Raw genomic sequence first — 17,525 nt, forward strand, 5'->3', positions numbered from 1 at the left:
ACAACAGATTTCTTGTTTTATCTTGTTAAAGAGCAACTCAATATTCGTAAGAGAACTTGAGTACCACACTGAGCGCCGAACGCTTCCAGTTGGCTAGGGCTGCGTATTCTACGCATTTCCCGTTTCGCGTCAAGGAGTATTTTACAACTTCTTGCTGCGCTTGAATTAAGTGCTTAAAAGCGACTCAATTCAACCTAACTCGTCAGCTGCTTAACGCCGTCTGCCGTGTCAGTGGATGCGCATTATAGGGAGATTGAGAAAGTCCGCAACCCCTATTTTTAAGATAATTGTCATTTTCTCACTGTTCGTTGGATATTTGACCTGACCCGCTAGTTTTTAACCTTTATAATGCTAAAAACCACTCAATTAGGGACTTTTCTATGTCAGGGCCACTCAGAACTTACCAAGGTATTCATCCTCAATTAGGCAATAACGTATATGTAGATGAAGCTTCGGTGCTTGTTGGCGATATTGCGTTAGATACTGATGCCAGTATTTGGCCTATGGTGGCGGCGCGTGGTGATGTTAACCATATTCGTATTGGTAAACGCTCGAACGTACAAGACGGTAGCATATTGCATGTAACGCGTAAGTCAGCTGCTCGTCCCGATGGTCATCCACTGATTATTGGTGATGATGTGACTATTGGTCACAAGGCTATGCTTCACGGTTGCAAAGTCGGTAACCGAGTATTAGTAGGCATGGGTGCGATAATTCTCGACGGTGCGATTTTAGAAGATGATGTGATCTTAGGTGCGGGTTCTTTAGTGCCACCGGGCAAGGTATTACAGAGTGGCTATTTATATGTAGGCAGCCCAGTTAAGCAGGCTCGCCCATTAACGCCAGCCGAAATTGCCTTTTTGCCAGAATCTGCCGACAACTATGTCAGACTGAAAAACGAATACTTAGTTGAGTTACAAAACATCTAATCACTTATAGCCAATCTCTTATAGTTAGTCGCTTAGTGTCACTATAGCTATATAAGAAAGGCGGTAGAGACTCATTGAGTCTCTACCGCCTTTTGCTATTCGCTGATTCAGAAAACTATCTGAGTTCGATAAGTTTAGCCTAAGTGTACTGCCCCAAACTCATCAAACTCTTCGGCTTCAATTAAGTCTTCCGCCATTTCTTCGGCATCAAATCTCACCGCATCAAACAATGCCAGCATAGCGGCGGCTTCATTGGCACTCGGCTGTTCAGAGAAATCATTCAGCTCGGCTAACTTATTCACACTGATATAGCACTTGATGTTCATCCCCTGTGACTGCGCGATAAAGCAGACTCGCTTGTGGGCGTCGTCCCAATATTGCAGTTCGGGAAAAAGAATACTTTGATTCATGCTTCCTACTTAGGCTCGGCCATGAGTTTATCCCTCAAAAGATTTAATACCACTTGAGTGTCGGGCTCAATACCTCGCCATAGGGTAAAACTCTTAGCCGCTTGTCCGACTAACATGCCGAGCCCATCAATAACCTTAGCTGCACCTTGAGATAGCGCCCATTGGTTAAACGCGGTGACCGAAGCGCCATACATCATGTCGTAACAAACAGTTTGGGTGGTGATAATATGCGCAGGCAAAATTGGCAACTCGCCCGCAAGACTCGCCGAGGTTGAATTGATGATGACATCGAACTCGCCCACAAGCTCATTCATTTCTACGGCGGTGACTCTATTTGCGAAAGCACCGTTATCCACCGAAGTAAAGATATCGACCAGAAGCTGTGCCTTAGTGTGAGTGCGATTACTGATGATCAGCTGCGCAATTCCCGCATTTAATAACGGCAGAATACAACCGCGCGCCGCGCCACCAGCACCAATAAGTAACACGCGCTTATATTGCAGGCTGCCTAAGTTAGCGATGAGATCGGCCACCAGCCCTAAACCATCGGTGTTATCACCGCGAATAGTGCCATCGGCCAATATACTTAAGGTGTTTACCGCGCCAGCAAGCTTGGCCTCTGGGCTGAGACTGTCACACAGCGCAAAAGCTTGCTCCTTAAAAGGCACTGTCACATTCGCGCCCTTGCCGCCCGCATTGAAAAACGCCGTCAGTGAGGCTTCAAAACCATCGACCGGAGCAAGAATGGCTTCATAGGTTAATAACTCTTGGGTGGGCGCGGCAAATTGTCCATGAATGAACGGCGATTTACTGTGGCTAATTGGATTGCCAAACACTGCGTATCTGTCTGTCATAGCGATATTAAATTTTAGGTTCAATGGCTTTGCAGTCTACCGCGCTTTTGAGCCTAGGCAAGACGAATTATGTTCAACTAAATTTTACGCTGGGTTTCACGCTATAATGCGCCATCGGCTCAATACTCTCTATTTTAGTGAACGACTATTTCAATGAACTGGCTTAAAAAGATTTTTAGCAAACACACTCCACCGCAGGATGATCGCGATCCGAGCCAATCTAACGCTTACGACTTAATCGGCGGCGAAAAAGTGATCCGCGCTATCACCAAATGTTTTTATCAGAAGATGGCAAGCTCTGCAGAAACGACAACACTGCTTGCCATTCATAGAGCGCCAATTGCGGAATCAGAGCAGAAGTTGTTCGAATTTTTAAGTGGTTGGCTCGGCGGGCCGCAGCTCTATCAGCAGAAATATGGTCATCCCGCATTGCGAGCACGGCACATGCATTTCGCCGTCGATGAGGCGATGCGGGATCAATGGCTGTTTTGTATGAAATTTGCGATTGAAGAAAACATTAATAAGCCAGAGCATCGAGCCGCCATCTTTGAGGCGATTTCAACTCTGGCTGATCATATGCGTAATCAATAAAGTGGACATCGCATCCACTCTTTAAGATTAATGGCTAAACCCAGTCACGGGGTTTGAGGTAGTTATCGTACAAATCTGCCTCAGGGCTTCCCGCCTCTGGTGTATAAGCATATTGCCAACGTACTAATGGCGGCATCGACATTAAGATAGACTCGGTACGGCCGCCCGTCTGTAGGCCAAACAAAGTGCCTCTGTCGTAGACTAAGTTGAACTCAACATAACGACCACGACGATAGAGTTGGAACTGACGCTCACGCTCACCGAATTCAGTCTCTTTACGACGCTCGACAATCGGCGCATAGGCCGTTAAGAAGCCATTACCTACAGCTTGCATAAAGCTAAAGCTTTGCTCGAATCCTGCTTGATTCAAGTCATCGAAAAACAATCCACCCACGCCGCGGGTTTCATTACGATGCGGTAGGAAGAAATACTCATCGCACCATTTCTTATACTTGGGATAAACCTCATCCCCGAAAGGCGCGCAAATATCCTTAGAAGTCTGGTGCCACTCGCGCACATCTTCCTCGAACGGATAATAAGGCGTTAAATCAAAGCCACCGCCAAACCACCACACGGGATCGGCATCCTCTTTTTGAGCGATGAAGAAGCGCACATTGGCATGAGTCGTTGGGATATAAGGATTATTAGGATGAATCACTAAAGAAACGCCCATAGCTTCAAAACTACGGCCCGCTAACTCAGGGCGATGCGCCGTAGCCGACGCAGGCATAGCAGCACCAGTCACATGGGAAAAGTTAACCCCAGCTTGCTCGAACACTGCACCTTGGGTTAATACTCGGCTAGTACCACCACCACCTTCAGCGCGAGTCCATGAATCGGCGGCGAACGTGGCTTGGCCATCCAGCGCCTGTAAACCAGCACAAATTCGGTTTTGTAGATCGATTAAAAACGCTTTTACCACTGCAACATCAGGCACACTCATCTTGTTATCCTTATTATTGGTTTGCTCATTGTCCATTTCGTAAAATCTTGCCGCTTCGCGCATCGATAATGGTCGAGGGCTGACGTTGCTCACCGAGTTCACCTAATACGAGTGCATCAATTTTACCTGTAAAATCTGCGAGAATTTCATCGGCAGTTAATGCAGGATCTTCACCCGCAAGGTTAGCGCTAGTCGACACTAAAGGTTTATTGAGCGCGCGGCACAGGGCTTGCACCCCAGTATGGGCTGATACTCGCACTGCAATAGAGTCAAATTCACCACAGAGGTATTTTGAAACCTGCGCTTTGATTGGCATTACAAAGGTAAAAGGCCCCGGCCACTTGGAAAATGCAAACTCGAGCTGCTCAGCCGTTAATTGCGATTCATCAACATAAGCTAAAAGCTGCTGAAAATCACTGGCGACTAAGATCAGTCCCTTTTGCCATGGGCGCTGTTTTACCGCCAATAACTTTTGGATAGCGGTGTCATTATCGGGGTCGCAACCTAGGCCATAAACGGCCTCAGTTGGATAAGCGATAACACCACCGTTAAGCACAATATCTTTTATGTCAGATGGGTGCAGCTGCAACATCTTAGGATCACCTTTTGAGTATTGTCGATTTCAACAATCAAATTATTGGATAAATTCGAATACTGACCGCCCCATCAGCGGTCAACCGAGGATTATACGCAAGCCACTTTCATCGGCCAAATATTAAGATGCAGGTCACACAATAAACTAAAGTGGTCTTTTGTATTTACAGCTTTTTTGCGGGCATTCTAAACGCATCCCAGCCGCACCTTTACGCTCGACTAAGATCCCAAAACCACAACTCGGGCAAGCTTCAGCAACCGGAGGATAATTCACAATAAACTTGCACTTAGGGTAAGCACTGCAGGCATAAAAACTCTTTCCGAAGCGACTCGTTCTGTGCTCAAGCTTACCCGCTTTGCATTCAGGGCAAGGAATGTCAGGCTTATCACTCGCTTGATCCTGTTTTTCAATATGCGTGCAGCTAGGATATTGCGTACACCCAATAAAGATCCCAAAGCGCCCTGACTTTACTGCCAGTTCGTGACCGCATTCAGGACATACAGAACCTTCAATCACTTGAGTTTCAATAGATTCGTGCTGCACTAAGGGTCGAGTGTAATTACAGCTAGGGTAATTATTACAGCCAATAAAACCGCCGTGCTTACTGTGTTTAACCGATAACTCGCTGCCACATTCGGGACAAAGTTCGTATTCTTTTTCCAGTGCGTGTTCGTGGGCACTAAATAATTGTTCATCAATCTTAGACATAATCATTCACCACCTGTCGTAGCGCATTAGGATATCAAGCGCAGTGCCATCAAGGAATTTATGGCATCAAAAAAGGAGGTCTTAGCCTCCTTTCTCTCATAATTCATCTTTCACAACAATTAAGAATGCAGTCGGCCTTCGGGCTGTTCGAAGATTAAATCTTCCATTTGCTCATAAGCGGACTCATGGCCAGGAGCATTAAACAGCACCATTAAGATAACCCATTTGAGATCTTCTAAAATCAGGGTTGGTTCATCCAACTCCATAACTCTATCGATCACCATTTCACGGGTTTCGACATTCAGCACTTTAACTTGCTCTAAAAACAGCAAGAAACCGCGGGATTCCACATCCAGCTTGTCCATTTCGTCCTTTGTATAGATACGAAACGAATGCTGATCGTGATTACAAAGATAAGGTTTATCCCCTTCTTGTAATTCAGCTAAGCGCTCCAACCAAGTTAACGCTTTTAAAATCTCGGATTGATGAAATCCGGCACGAGTGAGTTCCTTGGTTAACTCGTCTTCATCAACTAGTAGTTCAACTTCACTGTGAACATAGTTTTCAAATAGATACATGAGGATATCAAACATGGCTAGCTCCTCTTTACTCTGACGTAACCACCGGGTACTGCTATTACCCAACCTTGCAACTCAAGTTCAAGCATTTGTTCTAACACCAGATCTATCGTTTTTCCACTATGTTCAACGACTGCATCAATTGATGTAGTTTCATAACCTACACTAGCTAACAGAGACGAAAATGGCAAATTACAAATCTCGTCTTGCTGTATATGGTGGCATAACTTCAATTCTTCAAGGTGGAAAGCGGTTAAACTTGCCAACTCTTCCACTATATCGGCAGCGGTTTCCACAAGCTTTGCTCCATCACGTAATAAATCATGACAGCCTTGATGGTAACCACCTAAGATTGAGCCCGGAACGGCAAACACCTCACGCCCTTGTTCCATCGCCAACCTAGCAGTGATTAAAGAGCCGCTTTTGCGACAGGCTTCAACCACAAGTGTCCCTAAAGATAGACCGCTAATAATGCGATTTCGTTTCGGAAAATTACCCGCAAAGGGACCAGTATCGGGCCAAAACTCGCTAAGTATACAGCCTTGCTGCTGAATATCATGATAAAGCTGTCGATGTTTTCGTGGATAAATGATCTCTATGCCCGTTCCTAGTACGGCAATAGTGCGCCCTTGATGGTCAACACAGGCTTTATGGGCCGCCCCATCAATCCCCATCGCCATGCCACTACAGATACCAAATCCCATTGAGGACATCTCAGCAGCCAGCTGATAAGCGACCTGCAATCCGCCAGGAGAAGCATTACGACTGCCAACAATAGCAAGATAAGGAAGGGCTAACACCTCTAAGCAACCTTTAACGAACAGGACGGCGGGCGGATCTGAGAGTTGTTTTAATAATGGGGGATAAAGCGGATCAGAGAAACAAAGCAGATGATGATCGGCGGCTTGCTGTTGCCATTCGAGGGCGACATCCACTTTTTGATAATCAATAACAAGGCTATGGAGCAGATGATCTGATAAAGGTAGCGCTTGTCTCTCATGCTCTAACCTTTGTCTGAGGTCGTCCACTTCCATGTGCGTTAATAATTGTTGGATCCGAGCGGGTCCTAGCCCAGATACAGCACAAACAACTAACCAATCGACCAAATTTTCAGAGATTATAGACCTCTTAAGGCTAAAGATTCTGGGGCGATTAACTTATCGTCGACACGAACAGGCCGCTCGGTGGAGACAATCAAACCTAAGCTCGCCTTATCAAACACTTTAAACACTAACAACTTACCATGATAAACATCCGGCATCTTAACTGCACGATCCGAAGAGACTGACGCCATTAGGTTATCATAGGCAGTACGTTCAATTGCAGGAACCGGCATACCATCATTGTTGATAACAATAACCTCACCATCACGGTAAATAGAAAATACCACCCCAGGCTCGACGCCATCCTGAGTACCTTTATCTAAGTACACGACATTCAACTTACCCGCTTCACGCAAATTTGATTCTGTCGCTAACACTAAAGCCGGTATCTTTAATTCCGCAGGTTTAGGAGTAAAGTAAGCTGACATCAAGGAATCACTTTCCATCGGCAATACTCTGAAGCCCGCTTTGGTTTCACGAAAGCTCGTTAGCAACTTAATTTTTGAAACCTTACCAGACTCAATCACTTGCCCAGTAGACGACAAAATGGCTTCTTGTCCTAACGCTTGGCCTGACTCTTTATTGAAAAACTCGCGACCACGTTCGTAAATACCATACTTTTGGTTTATTGGCAGTTCAGCATCAATATAAATCACATCACCCACAATATGGTGACGCGATGGACTTTCACCTGCCAGCACCATAGGTTGCTCAGTAAGCCAGTGAGTCTCGACGACCCGATTCTGCACTAAATATTGTTCAATCAAGGCTAAATCAACGGCAGGAATAGCATTACTCTTAGCAATGACACGTCCCTCGGGACTCTTTCTTACATGGGGTTTAGCACTATCAACAGTAGCACCATTACGCACAAGGCGGGGCTGACCATCAATAAATACCAGAGTGAGTTGATCGCCAGGGTAAATAAGGTGGGGGTTAGCAATCTGTGGGTTTACATCCCAAAGACTCGGCCATTTCCATGGGTCATTCAGAAACGCGGCGGAGATATCCCAAAGAGTATCGCCCTTTTTCACTACATATGACTCAGGATGCCCCGCCTTAAGCGTCAGGGTATCTGCGGCAACAAACGTGCAATTGAATGTCATTAACGCGAGTAAAATTAACCGTTTCATGGGTATTTCCATGTTGTTTAACTCTTAGTTTGAGCTTTTACTGTTATTGGTAGGCACTAAAGATTAAAATTAACTCATTAGCATCAGTCAGTATAACTAACTGGCAGAGATTTGACAGACTTGTTAAGAGTTTATGTATGACACTATTAAAAGTATTACAATTCCCTGACGAAAGATTACGAACACAAGCCACACCCATCACAGAGTTTAATGCCGAGCTGCAGACTCAAATTGATGATATGTTCGAAACCATGTACCAAGAAAAAGGTATCGGCTTGGCCGCGACCCAAGTTGATTACCATAAACAACTTATTGTCATGGACTTACAGGATGAAGTCGAACGACCCAAAGTGTTTATCAATCCCGAAATTATCACCAGCAGCGGTGACTTCTGCAATGAAGAAGGTTGCCTGTCGGTTCCGGGGATTTACGCCAAAGTCGATCGCGCCGAATTTGTCACGGTAAAAGCCTTAGACAGGCACGGTAACGAATTTATAGTTGAGGCCGATGAGCTATTTGCCATTTGTATTCAACACGAAATGGATCACCTCAAAGGCAAATTGTTTGTCGATTATTTGTCGCCGCTAAAACGTCAGCGGATCAAACAAAAACTTGAAAAAGCGGCCCGATTGGACGCCAAAGAAGCATAGGATCAGATTTGAAACCACTCAACATCATCTTTGCCGGAACACCGGATTTTGCCGCTCGCCACTTACAAGCACTTTTAAACTCACACCACAATGTGATTGGCGTTTACACTCAGCCCGATAGACCCGCTGGCCGCGGCAAGAAACTGACCGCCAGCCCAGTAAAAGAACTCGCTATCGCCAATAGTATTGCAGTGTTTCAACCCGGCTCATTACGTAAAGAACCCGCGCAACAAGAACTTGCCGCACTCAACGCCGATATCATGGTGGTCGTCGCCTACGGCCTGATCTTGCCAAAAGTCGTGTTAGATACACCGCGTTTAGGTTGTATTAACGTTCATGGTTCTATTTTGCCACGCTGGCGTGGTGCCGCACCGATCCAACGCGCACTTTGGGCCGGCGACAAAGAAACTGGCGTAACCGTTATGCAGATGGATGTGGGTTTAGATACTGGTGATATGCTGCTTAAAACCTATCTGCCAATCGAAGATAACGACACGTCAGCCAGCCTTTACGAGAAACTGGCAGAACAAGGTCCCGTTGCCCTATTGCAAGCACTCGAAGGTTTGGCAAATGGCACCTTAGCCGCTGAAAAACAAGATGAAGCCTTAGCGAACTACGCAGAAAAACTCAGTAAAGAAGAAGCCAGACTCGATTGGAATAAATCTGCCAAACAACTCTGGCAAGAAGTCCGCGCCTTTAATCCTTGGCCTGTGAGTTACTTTGAGCACCAAGGTAACACTATAAAAGTGTGGCAAACTCAAGTCAGCGAAATCACCAGCACAGCCGCTCCAGGTACTATTATCAGCGCCAGCAAAAAAGGCATAGACGTCGCCACCGCTGATGGTGTGTTAACCCTGCTGAGTATGCAGCTTCCGGGGAAAAAGCCACTCAATGTTGCCGATATTCTCAATGCTCGAGGTGAATGGTTTAGCCCGAATACTCGCCTCGCAAACGAGGCACAATAATCATGAACTTGCGCGCGCTAGCTGCGAAAGCCATCTTCGAAGTATTAGAAAAAGGCGTGTCACTGTCAGTGGCATTGCCTGATCAACAAAAACATCTTGCCAGCGGCAAAGATAAAGCCCTACTTGCCGAGATCTGCTATGGCGTGATGCGCACTCTGCCGCAAATAGAAAAACGCATCAGTGAATGCCTAGCGAAACCACTCAAAGGTAAGCAAAGGATTATCCACCAGCTCCTGATCGTAGGTTGCTATCAACTGTACTTCACTCGTATTCCAAGCCACGCCGCAATTTCAGAAACCGCCGAAGCCTGTCGCCAATTAAAATTTGAAGGCATGGTCAAAGTGGTTAATGGTGTACTGCGCAATATTCAGCGCCAGCTATCGCCGCTAAGTACTGGATCAGATACCTTAAGCTATAACACACCCGCTTGGTTAATTAAGCGCTTAAAAGAAGCCTATCCCGAGCAGTGGCAAGACATCATTCAACAAAACCATGAACGCCCGCCCATGTGGCTGCGTAACAATCGCTTATCCCAGAGCCGTGCCGAATACCTCGCAGCCCTAGCCGAAATCGACATTGAAGCGAGCGAAGGCAGCAGTGCCGATGCCATTCTCCTAGCGCATCCAAAGGATGTCGCCACACTGCCACACTTTCATGAAGGTGCAGCATCAGTGCAAGATGGCGCGGCACAATGGGCGGCGACCTTATTAGCCCCGCAAGCGAATGAATTAATACTCGATGCCTGCGCGGCACCCGGTGGCAAAAGTTGTCACTTACTCGAACTTGAGCCGAGTATCAAATTAGTGGCTGTTGATTTTGATGCCAAACGCCTTGAGCGTGTGCAACAGAACCTTGACCGCTTATCATTAAAAGCGGAGCTTATCCATGGTGATGCGGCCAACATAGACTCATGGTGGCAAGGCGGACAATTTGATCGTATCTTACTGGACGCGCCTTGCTCAGCCACAGGAGTGATCCGCCGCCATCCCGATATTAAATGGTTGCGAAAAAACCATGACATCGAAGAGTTGGCTGAACTACAACAGCAAATTCTCGATCATTGCTGGAAGTGGCTAAAACCCGGTGGCACGCTTCTTTATGCCACTTGTTCGATTTTACCGCAGGAAAACCGCGACCAGATCAGTGCGTTTTTAGATAGAACGGTAGATGCTAAGCTAGACACACTTGCCCAGCAAAATTCGCCACAGGATATAGGTTGGCAAATCACGCCAGGACAAGACAATATGGATGGGTTTTATTATGCCCGTTTATTGAAAGCGACTGATTAGGAAGTAAGCAAGGCCATGAAAATTATCATATTAGGTGCGGGTCAAGTTGGGGGAACCTTGGCCGAAAATTTGGTGGGTGAGAACAATGACATCACCATTGTCGATTATGACAAATCCAGATTACGCGCCCTGCAAGATAAATATGACCTTCGCGTCGTAGCGGGCCATGCCGCTCACCCTGATGTGCTCAGAGAAGCAGGCGCAGAAGATGCCGACATGCTTATCGCAGTAACCAATAGTGATGAATGCAATATGGCTGCCTGCCAGATTGCCTATACCCTTTTTGGTACGCCGACTAAAATTGCCCGTATCCGCTCAGAACCGTATTTGGCGATGCGCGATAAACTCTTTATCGACAGTGAAACCAAAAATAGCGATGGTCGTCCCCGTGGCGGCTTCGTGATCGATGAATTAATCGCCCCTGAACAGTTAGTGACCGCTTACATCCAGCGACTCGTAGAATATCCAGGCGCATTGCAAGTGCTTGAATTTGCTGAAGGCCGGTTGAGCCTAGTGGCTGTTCGAGCCTATTACGGCGGCCCACTGGTGGGTAATGCATTAGCGGCACTTCGCGAACACATGCCCAATATTGATACCCGGGTCGCGGCGATTTTCCGCCAAGGCCGCGCTATTATGCCTCGCGGAACGACCATTATCGAAGCCGATGATGAAGTCTTCTTCGTTGCAGACAGTCGCCACATTCGCGCTGTCATGAGCGAAATGCAAAAGCTCGATAACTCCTACCGCAACATTATGATCGCCGGTGGCGGTAACATAGGCCTAGGCTTAGCAAAACGCCTTGAGCGCACCCACTCGGTCAAACTGATTGAGCATAAATTAGAACGTGCAGAAGCCTTATCGGAGCAGCTGGAAAATACCACAGTGTTCTGCGGTGATGCCTCAGATCAAGAATTACTGCTCGAAGAACACATAGACCAAACTGACGTATTTATTGCGGTCACCAATGACGATGAAGCCAATATTATGTCCGCCCTGCTAGCAAAACGTATGGGCGCGAAAAAGGTCATGGTGCTTATTCAACGCGAAGCCTATGTGGATATAGTGCAAGAAGCCAACATCGATATTGCTATCTCACCACAACAAGCGACGATTTCGGCACTATTAACTCATATTCGTCAGGGTGATATCTGTAACGTTTACTCTCTACGTCGTGGGGCGGCCGAGGCTATTGAAGCCATTGCCCACGGAGATGCCAGCACTTCTAAAGTCGTTGGCAAAGCCATTGGTGATATTAAGTTACCACCGGGGACAACGATTGGCGCCATTGTCCGCAATGATGAAGTGCTAATGGCCCACGACAAAACCGTGATAGAGCAAGGGGATCACGTGATCTTGTTCTTAGTGAATAAAAAGTTTGTCGGCGAAGTCGAGAAGCTTTTCCAACCAAGTGCTTTCTTCTTCTAAGAACCTTAGTAAGCCAACTTATGCTGAACTTTAGACCGCTATTGTTTATTTTAGGGCTGTTTTTGTCCATGCTGACAGCTTTCATGCTGATCCCACTGCTCCTCGCCGCATACAAAGGTGAGGAAACTGTGGGCTCTTTTATGGTGTCGGCATTAGTCACAGGCATTAGCTCAAGCCTGTGTTTACACAATGGCCAAAGCAAAAGCATTAACCTCAATATCCGCGATATGTTCCTGCTAACCAGCCTAACGTGGTTGATCGTAAGCCTATTCGCGGCCATGCCATTTACCCTTTATCACGGTATTGGTTATACCGACGCCTTCTTTGAAACCATGTCCGGCATCACGACCACAGGTTCTACTGTACTCTCAGGGTTGGATACTATGGATCACAGTATCTTAATCTGGCGCTCTTTATTGCAATGGCTAGGTGGGATTGGTTTTATCGTAATGGCGGTGGCGATTCTGCCCTTCTTAAACGTTGGCGGGATGCGGCTATTCCGCACTGAATCATCCGATTGGAGCGATAAAGCAGTGCCTCGCACCCAAAGCATGGCTAAGTATTTATTCTTTATATATATTTTACTAACGAGTATCTGCTGTGTTGCCTATCATCTGGCAGGAATGACTTGGTTTCAGGCCATCAATCATGCAATGACCACCCTCTCGACTGGTGGCTACTCGACCTCAGATAGCTCAATGGCGGCGTTCTCCAACTCTGCACACTGGGTTGGGATTTTCTTTATGGCAGCAGGTGGCTTGCCACTACTCATGTTTGTACAAACCATACAGCAAAGGGATCTACGGATTTGGAACGATGCTCAGGTCAAAGGCTTCTTATTTTTCCTCACATTTGTATCTTGTTCTATTGGCTTCTGGCTGTGGCAAACCCGCGACATTGAGCTTCTAGATGCACTGCGTTTATCCAGCTTTAACGTGGTATCGGTAGTCACCACTACAGGTTATGGCTTAACGGACTACGGTGCTTGGGGCGCCTTTGCCAATATCGCCTTCCTGTTTTTAATGTTTGTCGGTAGTTGCTCTGGTTCCACTTCGGGCGGGATTAAGATCTTCCGTTTTCAAATTGCTGGGGCCATTATGCGCGAGCAATTGAAACAGCAATGTCATCCAAACGGTATCTTTAGGGAACGTTACAACAACCGCATCATCAGTGATGATATCGTGCGCTCTCTGATCACTTTCGTACTGCTGTTTGTGATGGTGATTGTAGGCTTGTCAGTGATTTTAGTGCTCACGGGTCTCGATCCTATGACCAGTTTCACTGGCGCGATTACGGCAGTCACTAACGTTGGCCCTGGTTTAGGCCCGATTATTGGACCTGTAGGTAACTTCTCAACGCTACCCGATGTCGCTAAATGGGCGTTGTCACTCGGCATGCTCCTCGGTCGTTTAGAAATCTTAACCGTGGCAGTATTGTTCCACCCGAGTTTCTGGAAGTACTAATTCAATAGAGCTTGAATACTAAAAAGGCGCTTAACTTGTTAAGCGCCTTTTTTATTAAGCCTGACCCGTCCTAAATAGCGGTAACGTCGACTAATTCAAGCAGATGATCAGCATAGACTTTCACATCTGCCCAGTCGGTATAATCGATAACTGACTTAGGATCAGTTGGACCCTTAGTCATCTTCATAATCAACTGAATCGCCAATCTGTCATACCAAGGCCATGAAGGATAATCCACTTTGCCCGCAAAAATTTTAAGATCAGCAGGCGTCCATGGCGATAACGCAATGAACTTTTGCAGATATTTATTATTTGCAGGGATACGTTTTTCAGGATTTCTCGCCACAACATTGACGCAGAAAAAACTGTTTGGCAATGCGCCCAGAGCCTGTGCATGCTGCTCAATAAATTGAAAAACGCTCTTATCATAGGTGCCATAGAGCACGCAGGCACCTAAGGCAACGACATCATAATCAGGCCAATTAATACAAGTCGCGGCAGCACTGTTGATATTGATGAGGTCAACCTTAGCGTCACGAAATCTTAATTGCTCGGCAATTGCACTGGCAATCTTGGCCGTATGGCCACCACGGGTAAAATAAAGTACGAGGACGCGTGTCATAGACAATTCCCGATCCACTGAGTAATACCACCATTGTGGCAAGGTTACGTTAAATAAACCTCTGATAGGATCACAAATCAGTCGTATCTCATATTCTGAGATGCAAAAATTGAGATCTGCATTGCCGAGCAGTATGATTGCGTAAACACATGTGTTCAATTAGAATTATCTAATCAAAAGCGATAAAGTGAGTGACCTTATGCAAAATGACATAGATGTAGATGCAATGGTAACTAATGCGGAAAGTGCGGCTAAATGGCTCAAGGCCATAGCGAACCCTTATCGCCTAATGATTTTATGTCTATTACTAGACAAAGAGTTGAGCGTAACCGAGCTCAACGCCACAGTGCCATTAAGCCAGTCGGCCCTATCCCAGCATTTAGCCGTATTACGCGCAGAAGATCTCGTGGATACCCGTAAGAGCTCGCAGATTGTTTACTATAAACTCAAGAACGAGCAAGTCACCCAAGTGATTTCGATTCTGCATAGCCGCTACTGCGCAGCCTAACACTGCAAAATTAGCCTAAATTTAAGCCCTAACCTCTTGCAAGTGATTAGGGCTTAATGGTTTTTAATGTTGGCTAAAACGGTTACCGAAGGCATCGACTTTTGCCCAATCGGTAAACTCAAAAGTGCCTGTAATATCCGTTGGCCCTTTAGTCAACCACATGATAAAACGTATCATGGTCCGGTCGAAGAAACCGTATTTAGGGTAATCAATCTTGCCCGCAAACACTTCTAACCGCTGGGGTTGCCACAGTGAAAGCTTGAGAAACTTTTGCATATAAGGATTGGTTTCCGGCGTATTTTTTAAGGGTTTGCGCGCCACTACGTTAACGGTAAAAAAACCATTAATCTTAGTATCTAGCACTGCATGGTGGCGATTCACATACTGATAAAGCTCTGGTCTATGCTTACCATAACGAATACTGGCACCAATCAGCACTTTATCAAAATCCACTAAGCTCAACGCTTCCGCCTGCTCTAATGTGACGAGCGAAACCTGCTCTCCCGCCTGTTCAGCAATCGTCTTCATTTTTTGGCAAATTGCCAATGTTTGGCCATCTATCGTCGAATAGATTATTAACGTCTGCATGATTAATTCTTCCAAAAAGTTGGCGTAAACAAAATCAGTAAGGTAAATACTTCGAGGCGACCAAACAGCATAGCCACGACCAATACCCACTTGGCTCCATCACCAATACTGGCATAATTACTCGCTACCTCACCTAAACCTGGGCCGAGGTTGTTTAAGCATGCCGCCGTGGCACTAAAAGCCGTAATATCATCTAATCCCATCGCCATGAGTGCAAGCATACAAATCACAAACACCAGCGCATAGGCAGAAAAGAATCCCCAAACAGCATCAACCACGCGGTCGGGTAAGGCTTTAGAGCCAATCCTAATCGAAAACATTGCCTTAGGGTGAACAAGTCGTTTCAATTCACGTGAACCCTGTAGCAGCAGTAAAATTACTCGAATGACCTTAATCCCACCCGCAGTTGAGCCACCACAGCCACCGATAAAGCTCGAAAATATCAATAGAATAGGTAAAAACAGCGGCCACATGTGGAAGCTTTCAGTACCAAACCCTGCGGTAGTGGCCACGGAAACCGCCTGAAATAAGGCATGATCTAAGGTTTCTTCCGGCGAATCATAAATGCCCGAATGATAAAGCGTGAGGAAACAAATCGCGGTAAGAATGAGTTGAATCGCCACCAGCATCTTAAATTCGGCATCTTTAAAATAGACTCTAACGTTAATCCCTCGCCGCGAAAATGCCGCAAAATGCACGCTAAAGTTAACCGCAGAAACGATTAAAAAGAATACACAAATAAGGTTGATCACTGAACTATCGAAATACCCCATGCTAGCATCGTGGGTCGAAAAACCGCCAATAGCGATAGTTGAAAATGAATGGCAAACCGCATCGAACACACTCATGCCCGCCAGCCAATAGGCGGTCGCACAGGAAATAGTTAACAATAAATAGATATACCACAGTGCCTTAGCGGTTTCGGCGATCCGCGGGGTCATCTTACTGTCTTTCACTGGGCCCGGAATTTCAGCGCGATAGAGCTGCATTCCCCCGACGCCAAGCACAGGTAAAATCGCCACGGCGAGCACAATAATCCCCATACCGCCGAGCCATTGCAGCATATGACGATAAAACAGAATGGCTTTAGGTAAGAAGTCGAGCCCGACAATCACTGTGGCTCCGGTGGTGGTTAACGCAGAGAAAGATTCGAAGAAACTATCGGTCCAGCTAAGGTCGGGTTGACTCGAGAAGATAAACGGCAAAGCACCGATAGAACCCAGTACGGTCCAGAACAGGACCACAATTAGGAAACCCTCTCGGGTACGCAATTCTTCTTTACAGTGGCGATTGGGATACCAGAGCCAGAAACCAATAAATAGGCTGACAAAAAATGCCTGCATAAACGCCGTGCCGCCGCCATCGTTATACCAAACAGCGATCAGTGCTGGTGGCAGCATAGTGATTGAAAATAAACCAATCAGCAGCCCTATGATTCGTATTATGGTTTTATATTGCATTAAGCGAGTTCAATCATTCCATTGGCTGCAAAGGTATTTTCAGCATTTGGGCTATTTTGGCATAATTTACGCAGGCATCACAGCTCAAACTCAGGCCTCAAACTTCCCTGACTGAGCGTCGCCAGCGACTCACACAGTAATGCCTGTTGCTGCCTGCCTATCTCGAACACAATATCGACCGCTTCGGCAAATTGCTTATCGATTATCACGGCATCGACTTGCAGTAATAGATGCTCAACATCGCGCAGCTGCGCATAATCACAATGCAACTTGGCGGGATAACGTAACTGTTTTAGTCGCGTCGGCAATTGAACCAAACCTTGCCTTAAGCCTGACGTATAAGCTCGAACCAATCCACCAACGCCTAGCTTAGTGCCGCCATAATAACGCACCACAACAGCGCCCACTTCGCCGATATTCGCCCCTTGCAACACAGCTAACATAGGGCGACCAGCACTGCCGGCAGGTTCGCCGTCATCACTCGAACCAATTAAGACGCTATCATCCGGTGCGCCAGCCACAAAAGCAGAGCAATAATGGCTTGCGCCGGGATAGTCACGCTTTATGTCAGTGAGTACTAACTTAAATTTATCAAAGCTATCGCAATGAAACAGAAAAGAGATAAAGCGGCTATGCTTTATCTCTTCTTCAATCACGATATCTTCACAGGGAACGCTATAACTTTCGAGCACACATCCGCCCTAATCTTTA

Annotated in this window: 20 protein-coding genes; 8 read left to right on the plus strand and 12 right to left on the minus strand. The window is 46.4% G+C overall.

Annotation, left to right across the window (positions count from 1 at the left end; all coding sequences use genetic code 11):
• Window positions 1-380: 380 nt before the first annotated feature.
• Complete coding sequence (locus L5L98_RS18950) at window positions 381-929, plus strand: gamma carbonic anhydrase family protein (protein WP_168827558.1); 549 nt, start codon at window positions 381-383, stop codon at window positions 927-929.
• Window positions 930-1,063: 134 nt separating this feature from the next.
• Here the strand turns inward: L5L98_RS18950 and L5L98_RS18955 are convergent, their stop codons facing one another.
• Together L5L98_RS18955 and aroE are read right to left on the minus strand one after the other, a co-directional pair.
• On the minus strand, window positions 1,064-1,339 hold the full coding sequence (locus tag L5L98_RS18955; protein WP_113941387.1) for a DUF1488 domain-containing protein: 276 nt from the start codon (window positions 1,337-1,339) through the stop codon (window positions 1,064-1,066).
• Window positions 1,340-1,344: 5 nt separating this feature from the next.
• A complete protein-coding gene (gene aroE, locus L5L98_RS18960; RefSeq protein WP_263142905.1) occupies window positions 1,345-2,193 on the minus strand; it encodes a shikimate dehydrogenase in 849 nt (282 codons plus the stop codon).
• A 153-nt stretch (window positions 2,194-2,346) separates the two neighbouring features.
• Here aroE and L5L98_RS18965 point away from each other — a divergent pair, with 153 nt between their 5' ends.
• Window positions 2,347-2,784 (plus strand): group II truncated hemoglobin, encoded by a 438-nt coding sequence (locus tag L5L98_RS18965; RefSeq protein WP_173248522.1) that lies wholly within the window; start codon window positions 2,347-2,349, stop codon window positions 2,782-2,784.
• A gap of 34 nt (window positions 2,785-2,818) precedes the next feature.
• Here the strand turns inward: L5L98_RS18965 and hemF are convergent, their stop codons facing one another.
• From hemF to L5L98_RS18995, 6 genes are all read right to left on the minus strand, one after another.
• Window positions 2,819-3,727: an oxygen-dependent coproporphyrinogen oxidase gene (gene hemF / locus L5L98_RS18970; protein WP_105253029.1), complete on the minus strand. Its 909-nt coding sequence runs from the start codon at window positions 3,725-3,727 to the stop codon at window positions 2,819-2,821.
• A 25-nt stretch (window positions 3,728-3,752) separates the two neighbouring features.
• On the minus strand, window positions 3,753-4,319 hold the full coding sequence (locus L5L98_RS18975; RefSeq protein WP_105250832.1) for an L-threonylcarbamoyladenylate synthase: 567 nt from the start codon (window positions 4,317-4,319) through the stop codon (window positions 3,753-3,755).
• 147 nt (window positions 4,320-4,466) lie between these two features.
• The gene (locus tag L5L98_RS18980) at window positions 4,467-5,030 is read right to left on the minus strand and encodes a type I DNA topoisomerase (RefSeq protein ID WP_105253028.1); all 564 of its coding nucleotides are present in this window, start codon (window positions 5,028-5,030) and stop codon (window positions 4,467-4,469) included.
• Window positions 5,031-5,149: 119 nt separating this feature from the next.
• Window positions 5,150-5,623 (minus strand): DUF494 family protein, encoded by a 474-nt coding sequence (locus L5L98_RS18985; protein WP_006083793.1) that lies wholly within the window; start codon window positions 5,621-5,623, stop codon window positions 5,150-5,152.
• Between the two features lie 2 nt (window positions 5,624-5,625).
• Entirely contained in the window at window positions 5,626-6,642 is a 1,017-nt protein-coding gene (gene dprA, locus L5L98_RS18990; RefSeq protein WP_263142847.1) for a DNA-processing protein DprA, read from the minus strand.
• Between the two features lie 83 nt (window positions 6,643-6,725).
• On the minus strand, window positions 6,726-7,856 hold the full coding sequence (locus tag L5L98_RS18995) for a LysM peptidoglycan-binding domain-containing protein (protein ID WP_263142848.1): 1,131 nt from the start codon (window positions 7,854-7,856) through the stop codon (window positions 6,726-6,728).
• A 125-nt stretch (window positions 7,857-7,981) separates the two neighbouring features.
• Here L5L98_RS18995 and def point away from each other — a divergent pair, with 125 nt between their 5' ends.
• From def to L5L98_RS19020, 5 genes are read left to right on the plus strand one after another with little or no spacing between them, the layout of a single operon-like run.
• Window positions 7,982-8,494, plus strand: a complete 513-nt coding sequence (gene def, locus L5L98_RS19000; RefSeq protein ID WP_217363072.1) for a peptide deformylase — start codon at window positions 7,982-7,984, stop codon at window positions 8,492-8,494.
• 8 nt (window positions 8,495-8,502) lie between these two features.
• Entirely contained in the window at window positions 8,503-9,459 is a 957-nt protein-coding gene (gene fmt / locus L5L98_RS19005; protein WP_263142849.1) for a methionyl-tRNA formyltransferase, read from the plus strand.
• Between the two features lie 2 nt (window positions 9,460-9,461).
• Complete coding sequence (gene rsmB / locus L5L98_RS19010) at window positions 9,462-10,748, plus strand: 16S rRNA (cytosine(967)-C(5))-methyltransferase RsmB (RefSeq protein WP_263142851.1); 1,287 nt, start codon at window positions 9,462-9,464, stop codon at window positions 10,746-10,748.
• Between the two features lie 15 nt (window positions 10,749-10,763).
• Window positions 10,764-12,173 (plus strand): Trk system potassium transporter TrkA, encoded by a 1,410-nt coding sequence (trkA, locus tag L5L98_RS19015; RefSeq protein ID WP_105250826.1) that lies wholly within the window; start codon window positions 10,764-10,766, stop codon window positions 12,171-12,173.
• 20 nt (window positions 12,174-12,193) lie between these two features.
• Window positions 12,194-13,636: a TrkH family potassium uptake protein gene (locus tag L5L98_RS19020; RefSeq protein ID WP_113941395.1), complete on the plus strand. Its 1,443-nt coding sequence runs from the start codon at window positions 12,194-12,196 to the stop codon at window positions 13,634-13,636.
• A gap of 70 nt (window positions 13,637-13,706) precedes the next feature.
• On the opposite strand, the gene hemG (L5L98_RS19025) is transcribed toward L5L98_RS19020, so the two are convergent.
• Window positions 13,707-14,258: a menaquinone-dependent protoporphyrinogen IX dehydrogenase gene (gene hemG / locus L5L98_RS19025; protein WP_263142854.1), complete on the minus strand. Its 552-nt coding sequence runs from the start codon at window positions 14,256-14,258 to the stop codon at window positions 13,707-13,709.
• A 199-nt stretch (window positions 14,259-14,457) separates the two neighbouring features.
• Here hemG (L5L98_RS19025) and L5L98_RS19030 point away from each other — a divergent pair, with 199 nt between their 5' ends.
• Window positions 14,458-14,766, plus strand: coding sequence for an ArsR/SmtB family transcription factor (locus L5L98_RS19030; protein WP_105250823.1), 309 nt, complete (start codon window positions 14,458-14,460; stop codon window positions 14,764-14,766).
• 63 nt (window positions 14,767-14,829) lie between these two features.
• Here the strand turns inward: L5L98_RS19030 and hemG (L5L98_RS19035) are convergent, their stop codons facing one another.
• The 3 genes from hemG (L5L98_RS19035) to L5L98_RS19045 form a co-directional block, all read right to left on the minus strand.
• Window positions 14,830-15,354, minus strand: coding sequence for a menaquinone-dependent protoporphyrinogen IX dehydrogenase (gene hemG / locus L5L98_RS19035; RefSeq protein ID WP_263142856.1), 525 nt, complete (start codon window positions 15,352-15,354; stop codon window positions 14,830-14,832).
• Window positions 15,355-15,356: 2 nt separating this feature from the next.
• Window positions 15,357-16,814, minus strand: a complete 1,458-nt coding sequence (locus tag L5L98_RS19040) for a TrkH family potassium uptake protein (protein ID WP_263142858.1) — start codon at window positions 16,812-16,814, stop codon at window positions 15,357-15,359.
• 77 nt (window positions 16,815-16,891) lie between these two features.
• Window positions 16,892-17,506 carry a YigZ family protein gene (locus tag L5L98_RS19045; protein ID WP_259484080.1) on the minus strand — a complete coding sequence of 205 codons (615 nt, stop codon included), beginning with the start codon at window positions 17,504-17,506 and terminating at the stop codon, window positions 16,892-16,894.
• Between the last annotated feature and the right edge of the window lie 19 nt (window positions 17,507-17,525).

Origin of the sequence: Shewanella sp. SM23, from assembly GCF_025654295.1 — a bacterium.
Taxonomy (GTDB): Bacteria; Pseudomonadota; Gammaproteobacteria; order Enterobacterales; family Shewanellaceae; genus Shewanella; species Shewanella oncorhynchi.

Coding starts and splice junctions, on each gene's coding strand:
- trkA (WP_105250826.1), top strand. CDS start 10,764: ATGAAAATTATCATATTAGGTGCGGGTCAAGTTGGGGGAACCTTGGCC.
- L5L98_RS18985 (WP_006083793.1), bottom strand. CDS start 5,623: ATGTTTGATATCCTCATGTATCTATTTGAAAACTATGTTCACAGTGAA.
- L5L98_RS18950 (WP_168827558.1), top strand. CDS start 381: ATGTCAGGGCCACTCAGAACTTACCAAGGTATTCATCCTCAATTAGGC.
- L5L98_RS19020 (WP_113941395.1), top strand. CDS start 12,194: ATGCTGAACTTTAGACCGCTATTGTTTATTTTAGGGCTGTTTTTGTCC.
- hemG (WP_263142856.1), bottom strand. CDS start 15,354: ATGCAGACGTTAATAATCTATTCGACGATAGATGGCCAAACATTGGCA.
- def (WP_217363072.1), top strand. CDS start 7,982: ATGACACTATTAAAAGTATTACAATTCCCTGACGAAAGATTACGAACA.
- L5L98_RS18995 (WP_263142848.1), bottom strand. CDS start 7,856: ATGGAAATACCCATGAAACGGTTAATTTTACTCGCGTTAATGACATTC.
- hemF (WP_105253029.1), bottom strand. CDS start 3,727: ATGAGTGTGCCTGATGTTGCAGTGGTAAAAGCGTTTTTAATCGATCTA.
- L5L98_RS19040 (WP_263142858.1), bottom strand. CDS start 16,814: ATGCAATATAAAACCATAATACGAATCATAGGGCTGCTGATTGGTTTA.
- L5L98_RS18975 (WP_105250832.1), bottom strand. CDS start 4,319: ATGTTGCAGCTGCACCCATCTGACATAAAAGATATTGTGCTTAACGGT.
- L5L98_RS18965 (WP_173248522.1), top strand. CDS start 2,347: ATGAACTGGCTTAAAAAGATTTTTAGCAAACACACTCCACCGCAGGAT.
- aroE (WP_263142905.1), bottom strand. CDS start 2,193: ATGACAGACAGATACGCAGTGTTTGGCAATCCAATTAGCCACAGTAAA.
- dprA (WP_263142847.1), bottom strand. CDS start 6,642: ATGGAAGTGGACGACCTCAGACAAAGGTTAGAGCATGAGAGACAAGCG.
- L5L98_RS18955 (WP_113941387.1), bottom strand. CDS start 1,339: ATGAATCAAAGTATTCTTTTTCCCGAACTGCAATATTGGGACGACGCC.
- hemG (WP_263142854.1), bottom strand. CDS start 14,258: ATGACACGCGTCCTCGTACTTTATTTTACCCGTGGTGGCCATACGGCC.
- L5L98_RS18980 (WP_105253028.1), bottom strand. CDS start 5,030: ATGTCTAAGATTGATGAACAATTATTTAGTGCCCACGAACACGCACTG.
- rsmB (WP_263142851.1), top strand. CDS start 9,462: ATGAACTTGCGCGCGCTAGCTGCGAAAGCCATCTTCGAAGTATTAGAA.
- L5L98_RS19030 (WP_105250823.1), top strand. CDS start 14,458: ATGCAAAATGACATAGATGTAGATGCAATGGTAACTAATGCGGAAAGT.